Source organism: Cohnella nanjingensis, assembly GCF_014212125.1.
Classification (GTDB): domain Bacteria; phylum Bacillota; class Bacilli; order Paenibacillales; family Paenibacillaceae; genus Cohnella; species Cohnella nanjingensis.
Window position 1 is genome coordinate 17,885 of sequence record NZ_JACJVP010000050.1, and the last position, 11,917, is coordinate 29,801.

10 protein-coding genes are annotated in these 11,917 nt (G+C 56.0%); 6 read left to right on the forward strand and 4 right to left on the reverse strand.

What is annotated here, in order from left to right:
• Positions 1 to 106 precede the first annotated feature (106 nt).
• Positions 107 to 1,234, reverse strand: a complete 1,128-nt coding sequence (locus H7C19_RS28475) for a cytochrome P450 (RefSeq protein ID WP_185672488.1) — start codon at positions 1,232 to 1,234, stop codon at positions 107 to 109.
• 200 nt (positions 1,235 to 1,434) lie between these two features.
• Between H7C19_RS28475 and H7C19_RS28480 the strand changes: the two genes are divergently transcribed.
• Positions 1,435 to 1,923 (forward strand): hypothetical protein, encoded by a 489-nt coding sequence (locus tag H7C19_RS28480; protein WP_185672489.1) that lies wholly within the window; start codon positions 1,435 to 1,437, stop codon positions 1,921 to 1,923.
• A 734-nt stretch (positions 1,924 to 2,657) separates the two neighbouring features.
• On the opposite strand, the gene H7C19_RS28485 is transcribed toward H7C19_RS28480, so the two are convergent.
• The 3 genes from H7C19_RS28485 to H7C19_RS28495 form a co-directional block, all read right to left on the reverse strand.
• Positions 2,658 to 3,692, reverse strand: coding sequence for a Cfr family 23S rRNA (adenine(2503)-C(8))-methyltransferase (locus tag H7C19_RS28485; RefSeq protein WP_185672490.1), 1,035 nt, complete (start codon positions 3,690 to 3,692; stop codon positions 2,658 to 2,660).
• A gap of 544 nt (positions 3,693 to 4,236) precedes the next feature.
• Positions 4,237 to 5,463 carry an epoxide hydrolase family protein gene (locus H7C19_RS28490; RefSeq protein ID WP_185672491.1) on the reverse strand — a complete coding sequence of 409 codons (1,227 nt, stop codon included), beginning with the start codon at positions 5,461 to 5,463 and terminating at the stop codon, positions 4,237 to 4,239.
• A gap of 135 nt (positions 5,464 to 5,598) precedes the next feature.
• Positions 5,599 to 6,069 (reverse strand): MarR family winged helix-turn-helix transcriptional regulator, encoded by a 471-nt coding sequence (locus H7C19_RS28495; RefSeq protein WP_185672492.1) that lies wholly within the window; start codon positions 6,067 to 6,069, stop codon positions 5,599 to 5,601.
• Between the two features lie 281 nt (positions 6,070 to 6,350).
• Here H7C19_RS28495 and H7C19_RS28500 point away from each other — a divergent pair, with 281 nt between their 5' ends.
• The 5 genes from H7C19_RS28500 (at position 6,351) to H7C19_RS28520 (ending at position 11,870) form a co-directional block, all read left to right on the forward strand.
• Positions 6,351 to 7,184: an alpha/beta fold hydrolase gene (locus tag H7C19_RS28500; RefSeq protein WP_185672493.1), complete on the forward strand. Its 834-nt coding sequence runs from the start codon at positions 6,351 to 6,353 to the stop codon at positions 7,182 to 7,184.
• Positions 7,181 to 7,630, forward strand: a complete 450-nt coding sequence (locus H7C19_RS28505; RefSeq protein WP_185672494.1) for a YdeI/OmpD-associated family protein — start codon at positions 7,181 to 7,183, stop codon at positions 7,628 to 7,630. The genes H7C19_RS28500 and H7C19_RS28505 overlap by 4 nt, the downstream gene beginning before the upstream one ends.
• 201 nt (positions 7,631 to 7,831) lie before the next feature.
• Positions 7,832 to 9,667 (forward strand): cache domain-containing sensor histidine kinase, encoded by a 1,836-nt coding sequence (locus tag H7C19_RS28510; protein ID WP_185672495.1) that lies wholly within the window; start codon positions 7,832 to 7,834, stop codon positions 9,665 to 9,667.
• Positions 9,660 to 10,448, forward strand: a complete 789-nt coding sequence (locus H7C19_RS28515; protein WP_185672496.1) for a response regulator transcription factor — start codon at positions 9,660 to 9,662, stop codon at positions 10,446 to 10,448. The genes H7C19_RS28510 and H7C19_RS28515 overlap by 8 nt, the downstream gene beginning before the upstream one ends.
• A 111-nt stretch (positions 10,449 to 10,559) precedes the next feature.
• Positions 10,560 to 11,870, forward strand: a complete 1,311-nt coding sequence (locus H7C19_RS28520; protein ID WP_185672497.1) for an ABC transporter substrate-binding protein — start codon at positions 10,560 to 10,562, stop codon at positions 11,868 to 11,870.
• Positions 11,871 to 11,917 lie beyond the last annotated feature (47 nt).

Sequence of the window (11,917 nt, forward strand, 5' to 3'; positions counted from 1 at the left end):
CTGCATCGGGAACGCATTTTTAGGTACTGCCGCGTTGTACGGCATTGCATTCGAATATAGTCGTTATCAAAGAGAGTATTTCCGTACGCTTTGTGGCCAAAAACAATTATGTCAAAACAATCGGCAGTTCCTTTAGCGCAAACATCATTGTGCTGTCCATCCGCGCAAGCTCCTTGACACGGTCGCGGCGGTATTTGGGAAAACGGTCCAGCAGCGTTTCGATCGCGATTTTGGACTCAAGGCGGGCGAGCTGGGAGCCCAGGCAGTAATGAATGCCGCTGCCCAATCCCAGGTGCGGGTTCGGGTTGCGGTGGATATTAAACTCCTCCGGACGGTCGAACACCTTTTCGTCATGATTGGCCGACGCCATCCAGATATGGACGAATTGACCTTGCTTCAGTTCTTGCCCGCCAAGGACCGTATCCTGCTTCACGCGGCGGAACATCAGCTGCACCGGGGAGAAATAGCGGAACGCTTCCTCCAGCGCGCCCGGAATGAGGCTGCGGTCAGAGAGCAGCTGCGCTCGGACGTCCGGCAGGCTGTCGAAGCCGAGCATCGCCGAGGCGATCAGGTTGGTCGTCGTCTCGTTGCCGGCCACAAGGAGCAGGATACAGAAGCCGATGATCTCGAGGTCCGTCAGATGCTCATTGTCGATGCGTGCCTCCACCAGCTTAGTGACCAGATCGTCCTGCGGATGGCGTTTGCGGTCTTCGGCAATTTCGGCGAAATATTCGCTCATTTCGCGCTGGCATTGGTTGAAAGCTTCGCCGCTGTTCCCCACCAGGGCATCGGACCAGGCTTTGAATTGTTCGCGGTGATCGCGCGACACGCCGAGCATTTCGGCAATGACGACAATCGGCAGCGGGCTGGCAAAATCAGCGATGGCGTCCATCCTGCCCTTTTTCTCCGCTTCGTCCAGAAGCGAGGTCGTGATCGACTGGATTTTGGGAGCCAGCGACTCGACGACGCGCGGCGTGAACGCCTGGGTCACCAGCCGGCGCAGCTGCCGGTGCTTGGGCGGATCCTGCCGCAGAATGCTGTGCTCGAGCGGGTCTTCGGAGTCAGGGAAGGGGGATGAGGAATAAATGTCGTGATTCGTGAATACCGCCTTTACATCGTCATAGTCGAAGACCTCCCAAACTTGATCATCGTTGCCGGACAGGACCACGGGGGACTCTCGCCGCATCTTTTTAAACCATTCCAAAGGCAGCAGTCCGTTTTCATTCCATTCCATGAAGCAACACCTTCGCTTTCTTTTCAGATGATAGAACCTAAATTTCCGGTAAGCCGGTTTATCGATCATTGCGCTGGCGATCTTTCGATCAATGAGGTCTGTCACTGGTAAATATGCTCTGTCTGCTGGATCCGATATAAGAGGCACCATGCAGATTAATCTCGATTTTGAACGACTCCAAAGTGTCGCCGTCCGAGTTCATGAAACACGCTTCAGTTACTGCTATAGCCGGGCATGGGTTGCCGTGGAACAGCCAGTGGGTAAGAATTTCAAACGAGAACCGGAGAAACAGACTTAGTCCCATTTCCATCTTCCAAGAACAGATTACTGGAATACCGATGCGCTTTCCAGCCTCCGAGGAGACTGGAAATGGGCCTAAAAAGCTTTTCGAAAGATACTATACGAGGAGGATATTGAATGAAAAAGGCGTTAGCATTCATACTTTCTTCGATGCTTTTCCTTGTGGCATGTTCGAATTCAAGCCAAAACAATTTGAAATTGGCACTATAAACAAATACGCTACGAATGAAAGTAGTAATCTACCGAATCTATTTTCAAATAAGTACAAAAAGGGAACAAAATTATTAAAAATAATGAATGTCGAAACCAGTGATTTTATTGCTGTTCAGGATGATGGCAAATTCTATAAAGCAGAAAAAATGGAAGGAATGAAAACAGAAGCCAATTAGGCTGCTGTCAGACTGAAGAGAAAAGCACTTTCTTAGGCTTCGCACGATGTGAAGTGCACCTCTTGAAGTAGACCGGAAAAACCCCCCCTGGCTAAAGGTAAAACGAGGCCGCTGAAAAAGTCCTGCCAACAGAATTAACTCCAAAAAGGTACAGCTACTCAAGATTAATGAGGGAGCAGTGCCTTTTTTTCTGTATGCGCGACTTGCCAAGTTAGACACAATTAGCCGGTGCAAGTCCGGTCTAGGTAACAGCCAAGTCACCTCATAGCTGATGGGCAATTGGTGGAGAGATTCTAAGGTTGAAGCCCGTGACAAAGTAACTCCGACTAGAGTGTGAGCAAATCAGCAGGCCGTAACATGAAGTGAATCCTGCCGCATGGCGGAGCATACGCTTCCTAGACCGACCGAGGTGCTGACGGTCCTGATCGATACGCTCCGCAGCGGGGAGTTAGGACGCAATCCGGAATCAGTACGGCCAGAGCCCAGATCGGCTTCGTCATCGGCGGCGGAATGGGCTTCGCGCTCGGACTGCTGAACGGGTTCTCGCGAACCGCCGAGGACGTGTCCAACACGACGGTCCTCCGTCGTCCGGCTCGCGGCGAACGAGAAAATGTGACTATTCAATTCTTTGTTGGCGTTAAGCTTACATTTCCGTAATCATAATGACAGCTTCTTTAGCGATGATTCATTTATCACAATTCAGAACATTGTATACATGAAGCGAATCCGCAACGTTACATGTTGTGCCCGTATAGCTGACCGCATGCTGCATCGATGTCCGTTCCGAATTGCGTTCGCACGGTTACTTTGATTCCCTTTGACTGTAAGATGCCGACAAACTTATGAACCCGATCTTTGTCTGATTGACGATAGCTTTCAGGCGTCACGTCGGTTGAATTGTAGGGGATCAAATTGACGTGATATAAATGTTCCCAAGGACCTCTTTGCTTGAGCAAAGCAGCAATGGCTTCCGCATGCTCATTTGAATCGTTTTCTCCTCGAAGTAATATATACGCTATATAAACTTTTCTACCTGTATGACGAATGTGCTGATCCAACGTGTTCAACACATCATGCAGCGGAAACCGATTGTTAATGGGCATTAGCGCGCTCCGCTGATCGTCGAACGGAGAGTGCAGCGAAAAGGTCAGGTTAACCTGTGGAAATTCTTTGGTCAGACGATCGATGCCCGGCAAAATTCCGATGGTGGAAACCGTAATTCTTCGATGTCCCAAACCGAAGATTCGCGGATCTGTTAGAATCATAAGCGTGTCGAAGATATTAGGATTGGCAAGCGCCTCTCCCATGCCCATAAACGAAACACTATCCAAATCTTGACCATTTAAATGAAAGTACAACAGTTGATCGGTAATTTCATCAGCGGTTAGATTCCGTTTCAGTCCGATTGTACCCGTAGCACAGAAGCGACAACCATATCCGCATCCGCACTGACTAGAAATACAATAGGATTTCCAGCCGCGCTCATAGCTTAGTTGGACTGCTTCGATGCGTTCACCGCCATGAATGGAAAAAAGCACTTTATTCACTTGGCTGGATGTCTTTTGCATGACAGGAGTTAAGTTCAAAACGCGTTCGCCAAGGTTCTTTATTAATTCGTTTCTTATACTTTTGGGGAGCATGGTCATTCTGTCATATTCGTCAATTCTTTGCTTGAAGATCGCATCCGTGATTTGTTGAAACCGATAGGCGGGTTGTTTCAATTCGGTCAATATATGTTGAATCATTTCGTATTTCGAAGTTGATTTCATGTTTTTCTCCTCTTGAGCCGGAGAAAATACCTTAAGCACCAATAAAGGGTGCTTAACATCTACATTAACCAACTACAATGAAAACCCAAGATGCTTGCAGCTCCAGCCGCTACGTGCATCTATCGATAGATGGATAATGCTCCGGCATCCGTTTATTTTGATCGTGAACCATACCAACGGACAATGAACGGTTCACATGAACATTTACAATCTCAAACATGTATTTCAACCTCCTCATGGAAAATTACTCCATAAAAAATAAAGAGCTACAAGAAAGTTATCCTTCTTGTAGCTCAAATAAACAAATACGAAATTCTAACCCAATTGATAGATTAGAGATTGTTATTTGATTTGAGTGAAGAGAGAATAAGTAACTTTCTTGCTTAACAAAGAATAAAACAGTTTTTGTTTTATCATTCGTTAATGAAGCAAGAAATATTACATTATTCTTTTCACTCCCTTAGATTAATTACTGGCATTGTAGCACAACCAATTATATATTTCAATTTTCCGATTATGACGATCGGCGCCGCTCACGCCCCGCCTACCTGCGTCCGCGGAACGTCCGGCGCAGATCCGACACCCACGCGTCCGGGATTTCCCACGGGATGAAGTGGCCTCCCGCTTCATGGGCGGCGACGTTCACGTGGTTGTACCAGGGGGCTCGGTCGCTGGCCAGAAAGTGCGGGACGCGCTGTTCGGTCGAAATGCCCGGCGGATTTTCGTACCCGACGAAGGTGATGCCGGTCGGGGCTTCGACGACGGGCCATCGATCGTGCGAGGGCGTCCACGGATAGCGGTTCGCGTTGGCATACATGCGCATCGACGTTTCGATCGTATTATTCGTCCAGAAGATCGTGGCATGGGTGAGGAGGTCGTCCTTGGAAAACACTTGCTCCAAATTGCCGTCATGATGGCTCCAGCTAGCCCAGCGCTTCAGGATCCAGGCGAGCATGCCGACCGGAGAGTCGCTCAGTCCGTAAGCGAGCGTGCCGGGGTCGAGGACGTGAACGGCGAGATGCGAGGCGAAGCGGCGATCGAGTTGCAGGATGGCGGAGCGGATCGGTACGGGCAGATCGTCCGGGATCGGGCGTCCCGCGGCATAATCCCAGGCGCGCTCCCCGGTGAAAAAGCTCAGCTTTAGGGCGGAGCCGATATGGATGCCGTAGAGCTCGCCGCTGTATTTGTGTCCCAGCTGTCCGGTCACGAGCGCCCCGACATCGCACCCGGCCGCCGCGTATTTCTCGTAGCCGAGAACATCCGTCATCAGCTCGTGCCAGAGGTCGGCGATTTTCCAAAAATTCATGTCCGGGTGGCGGGGCAGCGGAGCGGAAAAGCCAAAGCCCGGCAGCGAAGGGACGATGACGTCGAAAGCGTCGGCCGGATCGCCCCCGTAGGCGGCCGGGTCCGCCAGCGGATCGACGACTTTGGACCAGTGCCAAAACGTCCAAGGCCACCCGTGGGAAAGGATGAGCGGAATCGGACGGGGCCCTTTGCCCGGCCGGCGCATAAAGTGGACAGGGACGCCGTTCACTTCGACCCGGTAGTGCTCGTAGGCATTGATCGCCCGTTCGGACTTGCGCCAGTCAAACCCGTGGATCCAATAGTCGACGAGCTTCTCCAGATCGTCCCGCCGAACGCCGTAATACCCATCCTCATTGCCGGCGTCGATCGGCCACCTGGTAGCTTGGAGCCTGCGCGCCAGATCGGCGAGCGTTTCTTCGGGAATATGAATGGGGTAGGGGGTCAAGGCGAAGGAAGCTTCGGACATCGGTGATCCTCCTTGACGATCTCGCGAGACAAAGCGCGAAGACCGGATAAGATGAGGAAATTATATCAATAATTTATATAAGTGTCTAATATAAAAGAGAGAAGGAATCCCCCGCTCCTTCGAAATCGTCAACGATCACGTCGAGGAGGGGGGCGCTTCGTTCCCGATTTCGGCCAAGCGCTTCAGGGCGGGGACGGCGGCGGCGACGGATTGCCGTTCCGCCGGCGTCAGCCCGTCCGCGAACTTCTCGAGTCCGTCCGCGCGCGCCAAGCGGCGGGAACGGATCAAGTCCGCGCCTTGCTCGGTAATATGCACGAGGACGACGCGTCCGTCGTTCGGATCGGACCGGCGCTCCACCAGCCCGTCCCGCTCAAGCCGGGTGACCAGCTGGGTGATGGCCGACTGCGTGACCTGCTCGGTGGCGGTCAGCTCGGTGAGTCGCATCGGGCTTTTCAGCGTGAGGGTATGCAGCACCGACAACGTCGTGAAGCTGAACTTCCCCACGGCAGGCAGCCGGATCAAGATTCTCGTCAGCGCTTCGAGCGCGAAGGTCAATTCGGCGACGTTCAAGTCGCCGGGGGTTGGTTCGAATGGAGGCGGTCTCATGGGTCCATTATAGCATATTCCTTTCATTTATTTAGGGAATCGGTTGACATGCAGGAAAGGATTGCCTATCATTTTGGGCGAGAGTCGACATTTTTGTTCGAATTTACCAGAATCATTTGAATAACGGTAGAATGATTATTGTTCATTTTTATTGATTATTTTTAAAAGCCGCGAAAATAAATTCGTCCGTCTGTCGATTGGGGCTCATGCCGTTCGTCGTATAGATAAGTCAGCCGATAATCGCGAAAGCCGACTAACCTTGCCTAAGGGGGTTCTTGGGGATGAAACGCGTCATCTCGGAAGACGGCACGACCATCGCTTATGAATCGGCGGGAAGCGGTCCGCCGCTCATCTTGATCGACGGCGCGCTATGCAGCCGTTCGAACGGACCGAACGGACCGCTCGCCGAGGTGCTTCGGCCGCACTACACCGTATTCACTTACGATCGGAGGGGGCGCGGAGATAGCGGTGACCAATCCGCGTACGAAGTGGAGCGGGAAGTCGAAGACCTCTCCGCGCTGATCCGGGAAGCCGGCGGATCGGCGTTCGTTTACAGCATTTCGTCGGGAGCGGCGCTGGCTCTCGAGGCGGCCATGAGGCTTCCCTGCATTCGCAAGCTGGCGCTATACGAGGCGCCGTTCGTCGTCGACCGCAGCCGGGCGCCTGTGCCGGAGCATTACGCGGCGCAAATGGAGGCGCACGTCCGGGCGGAGCGTAGAGGCGCCGCAATCAAGCACTTCATGCGCCGCGGCGTGGGACTTCCCGCCCCCGTGGTGGCGCTGATGCCGCTCATGCCGGCCTGGTCGAAGCTCAAAGCCGTCGCCCATACGCTGCCTTACGATACGCGCCTGACGATCGAGCATCAACGGGGCGACGGGAGCAGCTTGCGCCGATGGGCCGAGGTCCGCGTCCCTACGCTCGTCGTCGCAGGAGGCAAAAGTCCGGTCTGGATGCAAAACGGGATGCGGGCGCTAGCCGAGGCGCTGCCGAACGCGCGCCTCGACAGCCTCCCCGGACAAACGCACATCGTCAAGCCTGCCGCACTGGCGCCGGCGCTTCGGCAGTTTTTCCAAGATGAAGAACACACAGACGCAGATCAAGGAGGTCCACGATGAAATTCGAAGCCGAACTTCTGGCGAGCGGAAAGACAGCCACCGGCATCGAGGTCCCGGAAGCGATCATCGAGGCGCTCGGGCAAGGCAAGCGCCCGGCCATCCGCGTCACGCTCCGCGACCATACGTACCGTACGACCATCGGCGTGATGGGCGGTCGCTATTTGATCCCCGTCAGCGCCGAGCATCGGGCGAAAGCCGGCGCCGCGGCCGGGGACAAGCTGGAGGTCGAGATCGAGCCCGATACCGAAGCCCGCGTATTGGCGCTGCCGGCCGACTTCCAGGAAACGTTGGCCCGAGAGCCGGGCGCCCAGGCGTTCTTCGAGGGTTTGTCCTACAGCAACAAACGCAGGTTCGTCATGCCGATCGAGGAAGCGAAAACCGACGAAACGAGGCAAAAACGTATCGACAAAGCGATCGGGCTGCTGCGCGAAGGGCGCTTGCCGTAAGCAGGATAAACGCGACAAAGATAGAGGAAACGCTTAGGCCGCCGGCTCCCGGCGGCTTTTTCGCTGCCCTCGTCTTCTTTTCTTCAGAATCCATACCAAACCGAAACGACAGGGGATAGCTTTTCCCGGGGCGCCCGGTATAATAGAATAACTTGTTGCGCTTACATCCAGAGCTGTCGGGCGGAAGGGGAAATCTCGCAGATGCTGCAAAGATGGACGAGGTTAACGGGACGGCATTTCAACTTGCGGACCAAGCTCCTGCTGCTCTTCGTCGCGTTGTGCCTGTTTCCGCTATGTCTGCAGGGCCTCGTGACGTTTCGCCACTTTTCTTCCACGGTCAGCGAGAAGACGGAGCACTTCACGGTCGACATCGTCCGGCAGATCAACGCGAACCTGGACCGGCTGCTGAAGGATCTCGAGCAGCTGTCCTTCATGCCGCTCTACGACCAGAGCGTGCTCGACATCCTGGCCAAATACGACGGACCGATGGGCTCGGCGACCTGGGCGAAGTCCGACGACTATATGAAGCTGAAGCTGTTCTCCTCCGCCCAGGCTTACAACAAACCGGAAATTCACGGCATCCACCTGATCAGCGCGAGCGGCATCCTGTTCTCCAGCGTCGACGCCATGGCAATCGACTCGGTCTGGGACGCCCGCCAGGACGATTGGTTCGGGGAGCTGTACGGCTCCGACGGAGAATGGGTGCTGATCCCTCCGCATTCGCCTTCCTACTACACCGCCCGTACGTTCGAGCCGTTCGTCGCCTTCGGCCGGGTCATCCGCGAGCCGAAGACGCTGAAGCGGGTCGGCTACATGATCATCGACATCAAGCTCGACGCTTTCCGCAGCATCCTCTCCAATCTGAACTTCGAGAAAGACGCGAACCTAATCGTCGTGGACGATCGCAAACGGCTGCTGTTCGAGCGGAATTCGGCCGACGGCCGTTCGGTCTACGGCGAGCTGCTGCGGCACGAGCGTCTGTGGCAGCTCGGGAGCAACGAGCGCCTCGCGCTGGACGGCAAGCAGTATTTGTACGTGCAAAACAGCTCGGCCTACTCCGGATTGACGGTCATCAGCCTGACGCCGATCGAAGTCATTCAGAAGGAGTCCCGGCAAATCTGGACGTTCACGCTCTGGTTCGCGGTGGCGTGCCTCGCGGTCGTCGCGGCGCTGGCGGTTTTCCTGTCGTATCGGATCACGCGGCCCTTGATCGATCTGAAGAAGAAGATGATCTCGGTCGAGCAGGGGGAGTTCGGCATGCGGGTGGCCGCCTTCGGCAATGACGAATTCGGTCTGCTCGGCCGCGGCTTCAACCGCATGATGGAAGAGATCAACCGCCTGTTCAACGAGGTGTTCGTGCTCGGCATGCGGGAGAAGGAGGCGGAGCTGGCCGCGCTGCAAAGCCAGATCAACCCGCACTTCATCTACAACACGCTGGAGTCCATCAACATGATGGCGATTTCGCGCAAGCACGAGGAAGTATCCGATATGGTCTCGGCGCTCGGCAAGCTGCTGCGGTATTCGATCGACAAGGTCGACCGGCTTGTTCCCCTGAAGGAAGAGATCGCCTTTCTCGCGTCGTACGTGCGCATCCAGCAGCTTCGCTACGGCGACCGGCTGCGGGTCGTCTACGAGATCGACGAGGCAGCCCGGGAGCTGCTGATCCCGAAGCTGATCCTGCAGCCGCTCGTCGAGAACGCGCTGTACCACGGCATCGGCGACCGGGAGCAGGGCGGAACCGTCTGGATCGGCGCCGTCCTCCTGGCCGGCGAGCTGATCTTGGCCGTCAGGGACGACGGCAAAGGGTTGAACGAGGAGGAGGTCGAGGCGCTGAACCGTGCGATCGCGGCCGAGCCTTCCTACCGGACATGGCAGCGCACCGACCGGGATGCGCTCGGCCTGGGCAACATCTATCAGCGCATCAAGCTCATTTACGGCGAACGCGGCGATCTATCGGTCGACAGCAGCATCGGGCAAGGGCTGGCCGTCACGATATCCATCCGGATCCGCGAGAAGGAGGGCGAAGACGATGTATAAAACGCTGCTGGTCGAAGACGAGGTCGTCATCCGCGAGGGCTTGCGCGAGCTGATCCGCCAGTCGACCTATCAGTTCCGGGTGTGCGGCGAGGCGAGCAACGGCAAGGAGGCGCTGGCGTTTTTGCGCACCGAGGTGCCGGATTTGCTGATCACCGACATCCGGATGCGGGAGATGGACGGGCTGACGATGGTCCGCAAAGCCAAGGAGATGTACCCGGACCTGCCGATCATCATCATCAGCGGCTACGGGGAGTTCGAGTACGCGCAGAAGGCGATCGAGTTCGGCGTGTCCAGCTACCTGCTGAAGCCGATCGAGCGCCATGAATTCGTCGCCGCGATGCGAAAGGTCCAGTGGGCGATGGATCAAAAGCGGGGGGTACTCGCGCCGGAGCCGGCGAATGCGGAAGACGTGGACCGCCAGACCGGCGGCGACGCACGGAAGCTTATCCGCGACGTCAAACGGATTGTCGTGCGCCAGGTGGACGGGGATTTGCGCCTGCAGACGGTGGCGGAGCTGGTGAACTTGAGCCCCGCCTATTTGAGCCAGCTGTTCAAGGCGGAGACGGGGACGAACTACTCCGAATACGTCGCCGAAGCGCGGATGGAGCGGGCCAAGTGGCTGCTCGTCCATACGCGGCTCAAGATTTACGACGTCGCCCGGCTGTCCGGCCATCAAAGCCCCAAGCACTTCATGCTGGCGTTCAAGCAGCAGGTCGGCGTGACGGCCGGCGACTACCGGGACCGCCACGGCCGGTCCGCGGACGAGGCCATGCCCGAATGAAGCAAACGGAGTAAAATATCGTACCTTTTCTAAAACTGGCGTGATTTCGGGAGTCCGTTCCCTCTCGATATACTGAATGCAGACTTCAATCAGCCTCAGAGGGGGATACACATGAAAAAGGCAAGCGCTTTAGCGGCCTTGGCGCTGCTGACCGCAGTGACCGCGGCTTGCGGCGGCAACAAAGACAACAACGCCGCGGGAGCGTCCGGCTCGCCGGACGGAGCGAAGGCGGGCAACGTCGAGCTCAAGTTCATGATGTGGGGCAACCAGGGCCACATGGACGTGTACAACAAGCTGATCGCGAACTTCGAGTCCCAAAATCCGGGCATCAAGGTGACGATGGAGTCCGTGCCGTTCGCCGATTATCAACAGAAGGTATCCGTACTGGCCGCAGGCAAGTCGCTGCCCGACATCGCATGGGTGTCCGAGCGCATGGTGCCGCAGTTCAAGGCCAACGGCATTCTGGGCGACGTGTCGGAGTTCAAGGACGACGCGGCCTTCAAGCTGGACGATTACATTCCGAGCACGCTGGATCTGTTCCGCGACGGCGACAAGCTGCTGGGCTTGCCGTTCTCCACGCCTCCGGTCGTCATGTTCTACAACAAGACCCTGTTCGACAAAGCCGGTCTGACCGATCCGAACACGTTGGCCAAAGACGGCAAATGGACGTGGGCCGAGTTCGAGAAGTCGGCGAAAGCGCTGACCGACAAGTCGGCCTCCAACCGGGTATACGGGGCGAACTTCTTCCGCGATTGGAAAACGTGGGTCATCCTGTCCTCCTACTCCTGGTCCAATGGAAGCGGTCCCTTCGACAAGGACATGACGAAGTTCACTTGGGACGATCAATATGGCGTCGAGACGTTCGAGATGCTGGAGCGCATGATGTTCACGGACGAGTCGCATCCGAAAGCCGGGGAACAAGTCAGCTTCGACGCGGGCAACGTGGGCATGTTCTTCGATTCGTACAGCTACGTGTCTACCGCAAGGGCCATCAAGGACTTCCAATGGGATATCGCGCCGACGCCGTCCGGCTCCCAGGGCAGCGCGCCGATGCTCGGACAGGCGGGCTATACGCTGTTCAAGGACAGCAAGCATCCGGAAGAAGCGAAGAAGCTGCTGAAGTACTTCGCCAGCCAAGAAGGCATCCAAGCGACTTCGACGTTCTTCGTTCCGCCGCGTACGACCGTGCTGAACTCGGACGAATTCCTCAATCAGCCGAACAATCCGAGCAAAGAGCACATCGTGCAAGCGGTCATCGACGAAATGCCGAAAGCGCGCATCCTGCCCGGCCACGTGCAATGGCAAAATATCGATAACGCCATCCTGCAAGGCTTCGATCGGCTGTTCGGCAAGGTCGAGCCCGCGGAGAGCAACTTAAAGAACATCGCCGAGAAGGTCAACGCCATACTGGCATCTAAATAACGTTTGTTGCAAGGGATCCTATAAATCGAAGGCAAACGGTTCGGATT